Source organism: Pseudomonas sp. LBUM1670 (assembly GCF_059695695.1).
In genome coordinates this window covers 661,055-675,649 of sequence record NZ_CP166783.1, presented here as the reverse complement: position 1 = coordinate 675,649, position 14,595 = coordinate 661,055, and the positions used below count along the sequence as shown (strand labels likewise).

Sequence of the window (14,595 nt, the reverse complement as noted above, 5' to 3'; positions counted from 1 at the left end):
GGTGTCTTCGAGTTCTTGGCGAGCAAGCTCGCTCCTACAAGAACCCGCCTATCAACAACTAAAAAGACCCAAGCCAAGCGGAGCACAACCGATGAAACAGCCTAAAGTGAACTTCTACAACCTGGCCTGGCGCTGGCATTTTTATGCCGGTCTGTTCGTCGCGCCATTCATGGTGATGCTGGCCCTGACCGGCGTCATTTACCTGTTCAAGCCGCAACTCGATCCGTTGATGTACGGTAGCCTGATGAACGTCCCGGCCGGTCACCACAGCGTCCCGGCCGACGACCTGCTCAAGCGGGTTAAAGATGCTTACCCACAAGCAACGATCAAGCAGTACCTGCCGCCGATCAACGCCGAACGCAGCGCGCAGTTTGTCGTGCTCAATGCCGGCAATGAGTTGAATGTTTTCGTCGATCCGTATCACGGCGACATCCTCGGCGAGCAAAACGCCAAGAAGAATCTGCAAGCCGTTGCGCGCGCGATTCACGGCGAACTGATGATCGGCACGGTCGGTGATCGACTGGTCGAACTCGCCGCTGGTTGGGGTGTGGTGCTGGTGGTATCGGGAGTTTTCCTCTGGTGGCCACGCGGTCAGGCAGCGGGAATTCTTTGGCCGCGCCTGAGCTATCGCGGTCGCGCGCTGTGGCGCGACCTGCATGCCGTCACCGGATTCTGGGGCGCCGCGCTGCTGCTGGTGATGCTGCTCAGCGGCATGACCTGGACCGGGTTCTGGGGCCAGAAATATGCGCAAGTGTGGAACGTGTTTCCGGCCGCGATGTGGGACAACGTGCCCAAGTCCGACGTCGAGGCCCGCAGCCTCAACACCGCCACGCGCCAGACCGTGCCATGGGCGATGGAAAACACGCCGATGCCGATGTCCGGTGACCACGCCGAACACATGACCCACGGCGCCCCGCAAGCCGGCCCTGCCGCACCGACCATCAGCCTGCAAGACGTGCAGAACATCGCCGAACAGCGCAAGGTCGAGCCGGGTTACAGCATCACGTTCCCGACCACGGCCACCGGCGTATTCACCATCGCTGTGTTCGCCGACGACCCGCGCAACGACGCCACCCTGCATGTCGATCAGTACACCGCAAACGTCCTCGCCGATGTGCGCTTCGAGCAATACGGCACCGTCGCCCGCGCCACGGAAATCGGCGTGATGCTCCACGAAGGCAAGATGTTCGGCGTGCTCAACCAGATCATCGTGCTGCTGATCTGCCTGATGATTCTGCTCAGCGCCGTCAGCGGCGTGGTGATCTGGTGGAAGCGCCGCCCGCAAGGCAAGTTCGGTGTTCCACCGCTGCGCCATGATCTGCCGACATGGAAAACCGGAGTGGCGATCATGCTTTTGCTGGCTGTGGCGTTTCCGTTGGTGGGCGCTTCGCTGGTGGTGGTCTGGTTGCTGGATCGAGTACTGTTTTCACGATTCACCCGAGAAACTGAATCGGCCTCATCTTCATCATGAAACAGCTGAGATGCGCGTTTTAGAGGGATGTGTAGACTTCTGGCGCTTGTCGCACGGTCATTTTCAGTGTTGCTGCATAATGCAAATGCACCGCCTGACCCGCAGCCATGGCTGCGGGTTTTCTTTGGAAGTGTCATGGTGGATTACACCTTTTGATTCAAGGGCCTTTGTCACCGCTGATTATCAGTTTTAAACCGTGTCGCCCCCTTCGCGAGCAAGCCCGCTCCCACATTTGATCGCATTCCAATGTGGGAGCGGCGGTGCGACGATTCGACTTGCTCGCGAAAGCGTCATCAGCATCACCGCAAATCTTCGAGTAAATGCATGACCTCGCTGAACCTCACCCACCTCGCCTGGACACCCCTGGGTCACGGCCACTGTCATCACCAGTTCCAGCTGCGTGACGCCTCCCTGCACGTGGCCGCCGGTGAGTTTGTCGGGTTGATCGGCCCCAACGGCAGCGGCAAGACCAGCCTGCTGCGCTGTGCTTATCGCTTCAGCAAACCGGAGAGTGGTGAGGTCAGGCTCGACCGCCACAACGTCTGGAACCAATCCTCACGCTGGTGCGCGCAACGCATCGCCGTGGTGTTGCAGGAATTCCCCGACGCCTTCGGCCTGACGGTTGACGAAGTGGTCGCCATGGGCCGTACACCGCACAAAGGCCTGTTCGACGGCGACACCCTCGAAGACCGGAACCTCGCGACTCAAGCACTGGAATCCGTCGGCCTCAAAGGTTTCGAAGACCACGCTTTCGCCACCCTCTCCGGCGGTGAAAAACAACGGGGGATTCTCGCCCGCGCCCTGGCCCAGCAACCGCAAGTGCTGATCCTCGACGAGCCCACAAACCACCTCGACCCACGCTATCAGCTTGAGTTACTGAAGCTGGTCAAGCGCCTGAAGATCGGCACGCTGGCGAGCATCCACGACCTCAATCTCGCCGCCGCTTTCTGCGACCGGCTGTACGTGATCAATCACGGCCGCATCGTTGCCAGCGGCATCCCCAAAGAAGTCCTCACCGCCCCACTGCTGCGCGATGTATTCGGCGTCGAAGCGCTGATCGACGAACACCCCCTGCACGGCTACCCACGAATCACCTGGATAACCCAACCATGACGTTGCGTTCCCTGCTGTGCGTCGCTCTGTCGCTGGGCAGTGCCCAAGCGTTTGCCGAGTCCACGAAACATCCGCTGAAGATCCAGAGCTGCAACCGCGAAGTGACGTTCAAGCAAGCCCCGAAACACGCGGTCAGTCACGACATCAACATGACCCGGATGATGCTCGCCCTCGGCCTCAAACCGAGCATGGCCGGCTACAGCGGCGTCACCGGGTGGAAGTCGGTCACGCCCGAAATGCACAGCATCCTTGATGGCTTGCCGGAGCTGGCGGCCAAGTACCCGTCGGTGGAAACCCTGCTCAATGCCAACGTCGATTTCTTCTTCGCCGGTTGGGACTACGGCATGCGCGTCGGCGGTGATCTCACGCCGCAGACGCTGCAACCGCTGGGCATCAACGTCTACGAGCTGACCGAGTCTTGCGCCTTCGTGATGAAGCGCCCGGCGGCCAGCCTGGAAGACACTTACAACGACTTGCGCAACCTCGGCAAAATCTTCGACGTGCAGGATCGTGCTAACGCCTTGATCGCGCAGATGCAGGCGCAAGTCGCCGAGGTGCGCAAGGATCCGCCCGCCGACAAACCGCGCGTGTTCCTCTATGACAGCGGCGAAGACCGCGCCATGACCTCCGGTCGCCTCGGCATGCCGCAAGCGCTGATCGATGCGGCGGGCGGGCGCAATATTCTGGATGACGTCGACGCGAGCTGGACCCGCGTGAATTGGGAAAACGTCGTCGAGCGCAATCCGCAGGTGATTGTGATCGTCGATTACGGCGAGGTCACCGCTGAGCAGAAGGAGCAATTCCTGCTGAACAACAAGGCGTTGCAATCGGTGGACGCGATCAAGAACCAGCGCTTCATTGTGATCCCGTATGTGCAGGCCACGCCGGGCATCGACAACGTGCTGGCGGTTGAAACCCTGGCCAAAGGTTTCCACGGCGAATGATGGATCGTCGCTACGCCTTGTTGCTAACGGTCCTCGGCGCGCTGTTGCTGGTGTCGTGCGTGGTGTCGCTGGGCTTCGGCCCGGCGCGGGTGCCGGTGGACGTGGTGTGGAAGATTCTGCTGCACAAGGCGTTCGGTTTCGGCGACGTGAGCTGGACGGCCGGACAGGAACATATCGTGTGGTTGATCCGCGTGCCGCGCATGTTGCTCGGTGCATTGGTGGGCACTGGCCTGGCGTTGATCGGCGCAGTGCTGCAGGCGGTGACGCGCAATCCGTTGGCCGATCCGCATTTGCTCGGTGTGACGTCCGGCGCGACGCTTGGCGCAGTGATCGTGGTGCTGCATGTCGGCGAAATCGTCGGCCTGCTGACCTTGCCCATCGCGGCGTTTATCGGCGCGCTACTGAGCATGCTGATCGTGCTGATGATCGCCAACCGTCATGGTCGGCTGGACAGTGACCGGCTGCTGTTGTGCGGTGTGGCGGTGTCCTTCGTGATGATGGCGATCGCTAATCTGTTGCTGTTTCTCGGCGATCACCGTGCGAGTTCGACGGTGATGTTCTGGATGCTTGGCGGCCTCGGGCTGGCGCGCTGGGAATTGCTGGCGGTGCCGGCCGTCAGCGTATTGCTCGGGCTGGTTTTGTTGCTGGGCATGGCGCGACCGTTAAATGCGTTGATGGCGGGTGAACAGACCGCGGTTACCCTAGGGCTCAATGCCCAGGCGGTTCGACTGCGGGTATTCGTGATCGCTTCGCTGATGACCGGGGTGCTTGTGTCGATCAGCGGCTCGATCGGCTTTGTCGGGCTGATGGTCCCGCACATTGCCCGGCGCCTGGTTGGCGCCGAGCATCGTCGGCTGTTGCCGGTGTGCGTGCTGATCGGCAGCTTTTTTCTGGTGTGGGTCGACGTCGCAGCTCGAACCATGATTGCCCCGGAAGACTTGCCCATCGGCATTACCACCGCGGCCATCGGTGGGCTTTTTTTCATTGGCCTGATGCGCAAAAGATGATTGGCGTCTGCCCGATTACGTCGCCGACAACCACGCCTCCGCGCTCCTGATCATCACAGTTCGTCTCGACTCCAGGTCATTCCAAGGCTGGATGACTGCTTCCGGCGCTCGCGCCACTTTGTGCCCATGCGACCGGTTTGTCTCCAGTAATGCCCGGCTACCAGCACTCTGAAGTCACCAAGGTCCACCAGACGGGAGATAAACGTTGCCGGGGAAAGACGCTCGATCCACTTCCCGCCTGTAAAATCCACTGGCTTCGTCAACAGCAGGTCTTTTTCGGCGCGTGTGTAGCCGGGGGTATATCTGAGCAATACGCCGTGAGGACTTGAATAGTAGTAGTCCTTGATCTGGAACCCTTTGTCCCTGAGGTCATGGGTATGCGCGTAAACCAGGCTCGGTGCTGCAAAATTTGCATAGACCTCCTCGGTGTCAGGCGCAAATGTCGTATTGCCTGATAAATAGAACTGGTGACTGGCCACGAGCGTGTAGCCGTCAGGGTATCGTGGCGATGGGTTGCGCCAGGTCGTGGAAGGCTCCTTCGCGGTGCGGAATATCCGGGTGAAGGGGTTTTCTCCATAAGCGGAAAACGCCACCGGTTCGAGCGGGACGAAACGACGAGAAGTCACCCCGGCCAGTATCGCGCCCTCATAACCGGCATCAAGTCTGTCGATGCCGCTACCCGCTCGCTGTTGTGCGTAACGGGCAGCATCGTCGGCATGATCAAAGACCGGCCCCAGTGCCGGCACTGGCCTGGCTGCCCAGTATTCGTCACTGGAGGCATCCGGCATGCGTGGCTGCCAGTCCTCGCCAACCACTCCGTGACGTGACCAATAATCGCTGGTCACTATGACTTCAAGTTTTCCGGCCTTTGCCATGCGATGGATGTAGTCCGACAAATTGATCGTGCCTTGCAAAAGGTCGCGCTCATCACCAGTGGCCTGTTCCAATGAGGCGAACAGGTTTGGCCTGATCTCTGCCTGACCATACTCATCGTAAAATTCTCCGGGTTCAAAGGCGGCCATGTCGAACCGCAACAGCGCACCATCGGCACAGGAGAAGTAAATCGGCCTGTACCCCTGCGGAGTGTCAGCCGCTGCGCACATCTGATGAACGTCGATCGGCGAGAAGAAAAACTGTCGGGAGTCATCGTCCAGCTCACCTTCCGGCGCGCGTTGCGCGCTGAAATACAGGGCATGCAGGGCGCACCGGGCAGGTAGCGCTCCGTCGAGAAATACACGATCAAGCGCCATCTGTGAGCGCTGGGCTTCTATCGGCATACTGGCAAAGAAAACGCCGTCTCGGTCAGCCCACAAAATGAAACCGAATGTCAGGGCCACTCGGCTGCCTGAGGCGTCATGAACATGGCGCGCAACGGCGTCGTCCTGAACGAAAACCGGGCTGCAGGCTGGAGCGGTGACTGCCTTGGTGTAGTCCGATACGGAAGGCAGAATCGCAGGATAAGGCTCCCACCCGGTCAACGGGCCGCGCGCGCCCCACAACCGACTGCCTGTGACGACCTGCAGGTAATCTGCCTTGCTCAAAAAATCGACCCACACACTGGGTTTCAATGCACCGTCGTATATTTTCTGTTTGATTTTTTTACCATCAAGATCCGGCGGCAAACTGCCAAAATCAATCAGCGTTTTCGCGGCATGCAGACGGCTCAAAAGCCCCGTTCGGTAGCGAATCACCGAACCGTCAGGTCCGAACAGGTATTCATCGAGTGCCGTTGCAGACGGACGAGTAAACGCCGTGTACACGGTATCGACCGACAACATGTTGAGGTATATCTGCTTCTCGATTTCAGATAACACCAGCGGCAGTTCTTTCACCACCCTCGACCGATAGCGTCCGGCAACCCGACACCCGGCAGGGAACAGTCCGGTGATCACGCTTTCATCGGGATAGATCTCATTGATATTGAAATCTTCCCGCGAAACTTCGATCGGATCGGTGGCCACGTACAGGCCATCCGCACGCGTCAAAACCACCCCACCAAAGCGTTTTTTCGCATCAACGGGCAACCGGGAACGGGCGTGTATCACCGCATCGTCCGGATCGTAAAAGGCCGGGCTCAGCCAGCGACGCTCCAGGTTCATATAGGGGCGCCACTTCAGATCGACGGGCCATGCCCTGTCCCAGCACAAGCTCGTTCGCATCACGCTCAGCTCACCACTGTTGGCAACCACCTTGACGAAATCCGCAGGCAGCAACTTTCCGCTGGCCAGATTGTTCTTGATGTCCTCCAGCCCCATGTGGGGTGTGCCGTCGTCAAACAGTGTGCTCCCCCCGCGATTGACGTATTTGAGCAGTGCTCCGTCCCGGGTAGAAATGTAAAGAGGTATGGGCTCATGCGGTTCCATGACCGGCCGACGCCGGGAGTAACGAATCGCGATGTGAAGGTCGTCAGGCATGATGAAGTATTGCTCAAGCCAGGATCCAGCCTCCGGCGACGCAAGCTTCACGCGCTGGCGCGAATAGAAGAAGGCATGCCGGATGAAACCTTCAGGGAGCAGATACCACGGAGGTGTTCTGGAAACACCGAACACACTTTGCTGCTGGAACACCGTGTTCCGCTCGCTGTCGACCGGAACCAGCTCGGTCGAGACATACTCTTCCCGGTCCTGGTGTTTGAGGATGAAACCGAACCACGCTTGTTCTTCATCATTCAGGCGCGCGTCACGGGAAAATCGATCCTGTGCGGCTTCATCTGCCGAGGAATAAATCGCCCCGAGCGCCGCTTGCTCCGGGCGTATCCATTTCGACGGTTCAGAGGGGACGCTCCATGAAGCCGATACCTGCCCGCGCGCGCCCCACAATTCATTGTGCACCAAAACGGTCAATCGACCAGCCGCTGCTTGCTCCCTGATGAAGTCCCCGGGTCGAGTGGTTCCCGTATCCAGCGCGACCGCCAGCGGACCGGCGTGTTTGTGGGTACCCAGACGACTTTCTAGGTGACGCGCAGCGGGCGTTTCAAGAGGTTCAAACCTGACAAGACTGTTTCGAGCACCTGACAGGAACAGCGGGATCTCATCAAGCAAAACCTGCCTCATCTCTTCGACACTGAACGTTTGCATGCTCAGAGCAGCTTCCTGATGAGACCACTTCACCCTGTCCACTTTCAGGGGATCAAGCCGCGAAAGCTCTTCGTGAGAAACATAATGCCCCTGCAAAACGTGTTCGTCGGGGAAAACGGAACGCCCTGCGTTGTCGTAGGGAAAAAACAACCCGCGACTGATCGAATCAATCCCACCCTCCCGCGGTTCGGTGGCGATGAAACGCTTGTCGGCACGCTGAAAAATGTAGCCTGCATATTGCCGGTCGCGCCGGCTGTCGATGTTTGCATGAACATAACGCGCCGCATCATCGGCCGATAAAAATGCCGGACTCAACATCGGCCATGAAAAGTCGGCGTAGGGTATCCAGTCGAGCCCGACGGCCCCGAGCCGCTTCCACAACGCGCTTCCCCGCACGACGTCAAGCCGGCCGGCCAGCAACACCGCCGAAACGAACTCACGGGGTCGAACCAGCCCGGCCTGCACTCTGGACTGAAGGCCTCCGGCGTCAATTGTTCCGTCAGGGTGTGTGACGCTCAGGGCCGCTTCAAGCTGAGAGCCGCTGAAGCTGTACTTCAACATCGCGGAATCCATGGCCTGCATGTACAACGACAAGGGTCTGCCGGCGGTGAGCAGCGGTTTGCTCCTGGCATGGCATGCAACAGCGAGCGCCATTTCATCCGGTGTAAAGAAGTTCTCGTAAAGCCAGTGCTGATGTCGAGGGAAATTGGCAGGATCAGGTCGGGAGGCGTAATAGAATCCTTCCAGCTCATAGCCGTCGGGCCATTTCAGCTTGCCGTCGTCACCTCGCGGAAAAAAAGAGACTGGATCCCACGATGCCACCCCGGCGGGGCGCGCCTGTGTCGCTACATAGTCCTTGGCCACGCTGCTTTTCAGCACCAGCCCCGAAGTCTGTGCGCTTGCGGTTTTCAAGGCCGCAAGCACGGCCCGTTCGGCGCTGGCGCAAATGCGCGTCATCAATGGCAACGCTGTAACCACCCCCTTGGAAAAGGGTTTGCCTGGCTGCCAGTCCGACGGCACCTTGCCGACGGAGCCGCTCCAGTCCGCATTGGACACAATGACTTTCAGCTCGCCGATCGATGCAACCTTTCGGATGATATTCGCCACGCCATAGACACCGACAGGATTGCCAGGCGGTGCCCCCGCGACAAGCCAGAGGTAATAGCTGAACTCTTCCTTCGAACCGCTGGGCGAATACTTCAACAGTAACCCGTCCGGCCCGGAGAGATAGGCGCTGCTAAAAAACGTACGTTCCGAAACATCGGCGATGACATCCAGATCGGAGAAGAAATTGATGAAAAGCAGGACAGTGAATTCATCCATGCGCGGATTGGCTTCGCGGACTTTATCGTGTGCCGGTGGATGGCTATGGACATTCGCAACGCAGGTATAGCCCTGGGGATGGACATAATTTCCGCGGTCGTCGGTATCCAGAATGGTTCTGAGATCAAACCGGTCGACCTCACCCGGTACAGGCCTTGTGGCCGCGAAGTACCCGTCTGGCGATCGCACAATCACACTTCCGTACTCTCTGTCCGAATTGGCCGGAATCTGGTCATGAACCCAGCAGGCAGCATCCTCCTCGGTCAGGAACTCCGGGCTCAATCTAGGCAAGCTGGCTTTAGGTGTAGGTGCAGTGGCGCGGGTTTGCCGGTTTAAAACATCGTTCATAACAGAGGTCCTGCGAGTTTTTGGGATAGTTGTCGAGTCTGGCCTCGAGGTCTCTGTGAACCGCGGTACATAAATATCGTTTGTGTATCCATTTGCTGTGCCGCTTCCGCGATCGGGGGCAGCACCATTTGTGCGCAGGCCCGCCCACCCGATCAGCCTCCCCGCCTGTTAATAGTGCATCGCCCGTTGCGCCAAGCAACGTTTGCCCTGCCAGACAGCGCATTCCCGTTCTTGGGCACAGCCCTTGCTAAAGACCTTTCAGTAGTCCGCATCTGCCAACCAAGAAAAATTTCTAATGTTCATGGAGATCGCACAATGAAGCGTCGCAACTTGATCAAGGCTTTCACACTCACGGCAAGCATTGCCGCGATGGGCATGACCTGGACTGTCCAGGCGGCCGAGACCATCAAGGTCGGTATTCTGCATTCGTTGTCCGGTACCATGGCGATCTCCGAGACGTCGCTCAAAGACATGGCGTTGATGACCATCGACGAGATCAATGCCAAGGGCGGCGTGAACGGCAAGAAGCTGGAAGCTGTTGTCGTCGACCCGGCATCGAACTGGCCGTTGTTCGCGGAAAAGGGCCGGCAGTTGCTGACCCAGGACAAGGTCGCCGTGGTGTTCGGTTGCTGGACCTCGGTGTCGCGTAAATCGGTGTTGCCGGTGTTCGAAGAGCTCAACGGCCTGCTGTTCTACCCGGTGCAATACGAAGGCGAAGAAATGTCGCCGAACGTGTTCTACACCGGCGCCGCGCCAAACCAACAGGCGATCCCGGCGGTGGAATACCTGATGAGCGAAGAAGGCGGCAGCGCCAAGCGTTACTTCCTGCTCGGCACCGACTACGTCTACCCGCGCACCACCAACAAGATCCTGCGCTCGTTCCTGCACTCCAAAGGCGTGGCGGACAAGGACATCGAAGAGGTCTACACCCCGTTCGGCCACAGCGACTATCAAACCATCGTGGCCAACATCAAAAAATTCTCGGCCGGTGGCAAAACTGCGGTCATCTCCACCGTCAACGGCGACTCCAACGTGCCGTTCTATAAAGAGCTGGCCAACCAGGGTCTGAAAGCCACCGACGTTCCGGTCGTGGCGTTCTCGGTCGGTGAAGAAGAACTGCGCGGTATCGACACCAAACCGCTGGTGGGCAACCTCGCGGCGTGGAACTACTTCGAATCGGTGGAGAACCCGGCGAACAAGAAATTCGTCGCCGACTGGAAAGCCTACGCGAAGAAACACAACCTGCCGGGCGCCGACAAAGCGGTGACCAACGACCCGATGGAAGCCACGTACGTCGGCATTCACATGTGGGCGCAAGCGGCTGAGAAAGCCAAGTCCACCAACGTCGACAAAGTCCGCGAAGCTCTCGCCGGCCAGACCTTTGCCGCGCCGTCCGGCTACACCCTGACCATGGACAAGACCAACCACCACCTGCACAAACCGGTGATGATCGGCGAAATCCAGGCCGACGGTCAGTTCAACGTGGTGTGGCAGACCGAAGGACCTATCCGTGCCCAACCGTGGAGCCCGTTCATCTCGGGTAACGACAAGAAGCCGGATTATGCGGTGAAGAGCAACTAAGCCAACTGGATGTCGGGCTCGAGCACTTCACTCGGGCCTGACAATATCCCCTGTGGGAGCGGGCTTGCTCGCGAAGACGGCGGCACATCCAACATCTATGTGACTGACACACCGCATTCGCGAGCAAGCCCGCTCCCACATTTAGTCCGCGCAAGGCCAATGACATGCCCACTGCCCTTTACCGCTTGATCCTCGCGTTCGCGATGTTGTTGCCGATGGCCTCCCAGGCTGGCGACGCCGAAGACTTCGTCGCCGCCAATCCCGTGCAACAAGCCAAGCTTCTCGAATCCTGGGCCGCGCAGCCCGATCCTGCCCGCATCGAACTGATCAACGCCCTGCAACAAGGCGAGTTGACCGTCGACGGCCAACCGAAAACCCTGCGCCTGAACAATCGCCTGCGGGGTCTGATCGACACCGCGCTGGCCAGCCACCAACTGCTCGCCGCCGATGTCAGGATTCGTCTGGCCGCCGCGCAGCAATTGCAGAAAAGCGCCAAACCGGCGCAACTGAAATTCCTCGACCAGCAACTCGCCGGCGAACAAGACGAAAGCGTTCATGCCGCGCTGAGCCTGGCGCTGGCCAATCTGCAACTGGTGGACACCGACCCGGCCGTACGCCTCGCGGCGGTACGTCTGCTCGGCGAAACCGGTGATCCACTGGCCCGCACCCGCCTCGAGAGCCTGCTGCAGCCGGGTGTCGAAGCCGACGCCAACGTGCGCACCGCCGCCGAAACCAGCCTCGCCCAGGTCAAACGCAAACTGCTGATCGGCGAGATGCTGGGGCAGGCCTTCAGCGGCATGTCGCTGGGCTCGATCCTGCTGCTCGCGGCGCTCGGTCTGGCGATCACTTTCGGCCTGCTCGGCGTGATCAACATGGCCCACGGCGAGATGCTGATGCTCGGCGCCTACTCGACGTACGTGGTGCAACTGATGTTCCAGCGCTTCGCCCCACAGGCCATCGAGTTCTATCCGCTGATCGCATTACCCGTGGCGTTCTTCGTCACCGCGGCGATCGGCATGGCCCTGGAACGCACGGTGATTCGCCACCTCTATGGCCGTCCACTGGAAACCCTGCTCGCCACCTGGGGCATCAGCCTGATGCTGATTCAGCTGGTGCGCCTGGTGTTCGGTGCGCAGAACGTTGAAGTGGCCAACCCGGCCTGGTTGTCGGGCGGGATTCAAGTGCTGCCGAATCTGGTGCTGCCGTACAACCGCATCGTCATCATCGCGTTCGCGCTGTTTGTGGTGGTGTTGACCTGGCTGCTGCTGAACAAGACGCGCCTGGGTCTGAACGTGCGCGCCGTCACCCAGAACCGCAACATGGCCGCCTGCTGCGGCGTACCCACCGGGCGTGTCGACATGCTCGCCTTCGGTCTCGGCTCGGGCATTGCCGGCCTCGGCGGCGTGGCACTGAGCCAGATCGGCAACGTCGGCCCGGACCTTGGCCAGAGCTACATCATCGACTCGTTCCTGGTGGTGGTGCTCGGTGGTGTCGGTCAGTTGGCCGGTAGCGTGCTCGCCGCCTTCGGTCTGGGCATCGCCAACAAGATTCTCGAACCGCAGATCGGTGCGGTGCTCGGCAAGATCCTGATCCTCGCGCTGATCATTCTGTTCATCCAGAAACGTCCGCAAGGCCTCTTCGCACTGAAAGGACGGGTGATCGACTGATGAACCAGCCCCTGATGCTCACGGCCACGCAAAAGGCCGGCCCCAAAGTCACGATTGCCGTCGGCGTGGTGATCCTCGCTCTGTTGCTGGCGTTGCCATTGCTGTCACTGTTGTCGCCGGACAGCACGTTTCACGTTTCGGCTTACACGCTGACGCTGGTGGGCAAGATTCTTTGCTACGCCATCGTCGCCCTGGCGCTGGATCTGGTCTGGGGATATGCCGGTCTGCTGTCCCTCGGTCACGGTCTGTTCTTCGCCCTCGGCGGTTATGCGATGGGCATGTACCTGATGCGTCAGGCTTCGGGTGACGACTTGCCGGCGTTCATGACCTTCCTGTCGTGGACCGAATTGCCGTGGTACTGGACCGGCACCAGCAGCTTCCTCTGGTCGATGTGCCTGGTGGTACTGGCGCCGGGACTGCTGGCGCTGGTGTTCGGGTTTTTTGCCTTCCGCTCGCGGATCAAGGGCGTGTATTTCTCGATCATGACCCAGGCCCTGACGTTCGCTGGAATGCTGTTGTTCTTCCGCAACGAAACCGGGTTCGGCGGCAATAACGGCTTCACTAACTTCCGCAGCATTCTCGGGTTTGGCATCACTGAACCGGGGACGCGCGCGGTGCTGTTTTTCGCCACGGTGGTGTTGTTGGTGGCGAGCCTGTTCATCGGCTGGCGACTGGCGCAAAGCAAATTCGGTCGGGTGCTGACTGCGTTGCGCGATGCCGAAAACCGCCTGATGTTTTGCGGCTACGATCCGCGCGGGTTCAAGTTGTTTGTCTGGGTGTTGAGCGCGGTGTTGTGCGGTCTGGCCGGTGCGCTGTATGTGCCGCAGGTCGGGATCATCAACCCGAGCGAAATGTCGCCGACCAACTCGATCGAAGCGGCTGTCTGGGTAGCCCTGGGTGGTCGCGGCACGCTGATCGGGCCGCTGCTTGGCGCTGGCGTGGTCAACGGCATGAAGAGCTGGTTCACCGTGGCGTTCCCGGAATACTGGCTGTTTTTCCTCGGCGCGTTGTTCATCGTCGTGACCCTGTACCTGCCCAAAGGTGTGATCGGCCTGCTGAAGAAAGGAGGTGAACAATGAGAGTGACTGCGACGGCTGAATTCATGCTCGAACCGGCGTTTTATCCACCGAATCCGAACAAGGACGCCGGCAGCAGCCGCGACGCCATCGGCCTCGGCCAACGCGTTGGCCCCGGCCTGGATACCCGCCACGGCACCATCCTGACCCTGGAAGACATCAGCGTGAGCTTCGATGGCTTCAAGGCACTGAACAATCTGAACCTCTACATCGGCGTCGGCGAATTGCGCTGCATCATCGGCCCCAACGGCGCCGGCAAAACCACATTGATGGACGTGATCACCGGCAAGACTCGCCCCAGTCACGGCAAGGCCTGGTTCGGTGAAACCCTTGATCTGACGCAGATGAGCGAAGTGCAGATCGCTCAGGCCGGCATCGGCCGCAAGTTCCAGAAGCCGACGGTGTTCGAAGCCCTGAGCGTGTTCGAAAACCTGGAGCTGGCGCAGAAAACCGACAAGTCAGTATGGGCCAGCCTGCGGGCTCGCTTGAGTGGCGAACAAAAGGATCGCATCAGCGAAGTGCTGGAGACCATCCGCCTGACCCCCTCGGTCAATCGCCCGGCTGGACTGCTGTCCCACGGTCAGAAACAGTTTCTGGAGATCGGCATGTTGCTGATGCAAGACCCGCAACTGCTGCTGCTCGACGAACCGGTGGCGGGCATGACCGACGCCGAAACCGAATTCACCGCCGAGCTGTTCAAAAGCCTGGCGGGCAAGCATTCGCTGATGGTGGTGGAACACGACATGGGTTTTGTCGGCTCCATCGCCGACCACGTCACCGTGCTGCACCAGGGCAGCGTGCTGGCCGAAGGGTCGCTGGAGCAGGTGCAGGAAAACGAGCGGGTGATTGAGGTTTATCTCGGTCGCTAAGGCCAGTCGGGGACTGCTTTATGTGGGAGCGGGCTTGCTCGCGAATACGTCGGCACATTCAACATATAAGTTACCTGACCCACCGCTTTCGCGAGCAAGCCCGCTCCCACAGGGGTTCT

Annotated in this window: 9 protein-coding genes; 8 read left to right on the top strand and 1 reads right to left on the bottom strand. The window is 59.7% G+C overall.

Translation table 11 applies throughout. The features are described 5' to 3' along the window. The first annotated feature begins 91 nt into the window (after positions 1-91). The 4 genes from ACA073_RS03050 (at position 92) to ACA073_RS03035 (ending at position 4,535) form a co-directional block, all read left to right on the top strand. On the top strand, positions 92-1,471 hold the full coding sequence (locus ACA073_RS03050) for a PepSY-associated TM helix domain-containing protein (protein ID WP_497401544.1): 1,380 nt from the start codon (positions 92-94) through the stop codon (positions 1,469-1,471). A 324-nt stretch (positions 1,472-1,795) separates the two neighbouring features. After that, positions 1,796-2,584, top strand: coding sequence for an ABC transporter ATP-binding protein (locus ACA073_RS03045; protein ID WP_497401542.1), 789 nt, complete (start codon positions 1,796-1,798; stop codon positions 2,582-2,584). Continuing rightward, positions 2,581-3,528 carry an ABC transporter substrate-binding protein gene (locus tag ACA073_RS03040; RefSeq protein ID WP_497401540.1) on the top strand — a complete coding sequence of 316 codons (948 nt, stop codon included), beginning with the start codon at positions 2,581-2,583 and terminating at the stop codon, positions 3,526-3,528. Before ACA073_RS03045 ends, ACA073_RS03040 begins: the two co-directional genes overlap by 4 nt. Next, positions 3,525-4,535 carry a FecCD family ABC transporter permease gene (locus ACA073_RS03035; protein ID WP_497401538.1) on the top strand — a complete coding sequence of 337 codons (1,011 nt, stop codon included), beginning with the start codon at positions 3,525-3,527 and terminating at the stop codon, positions 4,533-4,535. The genes ACA073_RS03040 and ACA073_RS03035 overlap by 4 nt, the downstream gene beginning before the upstream one ends. Before the next feature lie 53 nt (positions 4,536-4,588). Here the strand turns inward: ACA073_RS03035 and ACA073_RS03030 are convergent, their stop codons facing one another. Further along, positions 4,589-9,283, bottom strand: coding sequence for a DUF4329 domain-containing protein (locus ACA073_RS03030; RefSeq protein WP_497401536.1), 4,695 nt, complete (start codon positions 9,281-9,283; stop codon positions 4,589-4,591). A 315-nt stretch (positions 9,284-9,598) separates the two neighbouring features. Between ACA073_RS03030 and urtA the strand changes: the two genes are divergently transcribed. The 4 genes from urtA (at position 9,599) to urtD (ending at position 14,476) form a co-directional block, all read left to right on the top strand. Then, positions 9,599-10,864 (top strand): urea ABC transporter substrate-binding protein, encoded by a 1,266-nt coding sequence (gene urtA, locus ACA073_RS03025; RefSeq protein WP_497401534.1) that lies wholly within the window; start codon positions 9,599-9,601, stop codon positions 10,862-10,864. A 164-nt stretch (positions 10,865-11,028) separates the two neighbouring features. Then, a complete protein-coding gene (gene urtB / locus ACA073_RS03020; protein WP_497401532.1) occupies positions 11,029-12,531 on the top strand; it encodes an urea ABC transporter permease subunit UrtB in 1,503 nt (500 codons plus the stop codon). Further along, positions 12,531-13,610, top strand: a complete 1,080-nt coding sequence (urtC, locus tag ACA073_RS03015) for an urea ABC transporter permease subunit UrtC (RefSeq protein WP_497401531.1) — start codon at positions 12,531-12,533, stop codon at positions 13,608-13,610. Before urtB ends, urtC begins: the two co-directional genes overlap by 1 nt. Continuing rightward, positions 13,607-14,476, top strand: coding sequence for an urea ABC transporter ATP-binding protein UrtD (urtD, locus tag ACA073_RS03010; RefSeq protein ID WP_497401530.1), 870 nt, complete (start codon positions 13,607-13,609; stop codon positions 14,474-14,476). The genes urtC and urtD overlap by 4 nt, the downstream gene beginning before the upstream one ends. The last annotated feature ends 119 nt before the right edge of the window (positions 14,477-14,595 follow it).

Excerpts from the sequence above, each read along its gene's own strand:
- ACA073_RS03050 (WP_497401544.1), top strand. The coding sequence starts at position 92 with ATGAAACAGCCTAAAGTGAACTTCTACAACCTGGCCTGGCGCTGGCAT.
- ACA073_RS03045 (WP_497401542.1), top strand. The coding sequence starts at position 1,796 with ATGACCTCGCTGAACCTCACCCACCTCGCCTGGACACCCCTGGGTCAC.
- ACA073_RS03040 (WP_497401540.1), top strand. The coding sequence starts at position 2,581 with ATGACGTTGCGTTCCCTGCTGTGCGTCGCTCTGTCGCTGGGCAGTGCC.
- ACA073_RS03035 (WP_497401538.1), top strand. The coding sequence starts at position 3,525 with ATGATGGATCGTCGCTACGCCTTGTTGCTAACGGTCCTCGGCGCGCTG.
- ACA073_RS03030 (WP_497401536.1), bottom strand. The coding sequence starts at position 9,283 with ATGAACGATGTTTTAAACCGGCAAACCCGCGCCACTGCACCTACACCT.
- urtA (WP_497401534.1), top strand. The coding sequence starts at position 9,599 with ATGAAGCGTCGCAACTTGATCAAGGCTTTCACACTCACGGCAAGCATT.
- urtB (WP_497401532.1), top strand. The coding sequence starts at position 11,029 with ATGCCCACTGCCCTTTACCGCTTGATCCTCGCGTTCGCGATGTTGTTG.
- urtC (WP_497401531.1), top strand. The coding sequence starts at position 12,531 with ATGAACCAGCCCCTGATGCTCACGGCCACGCAAAAGGCCGGCCCCAAA.
- urtD (WP_497401530.1), top strand. The coding sequence starts at position 13,607 with ATGAGAGTGACTGCGACGGCTGAATTCATGCTCGAACCGGCGTTTTAT.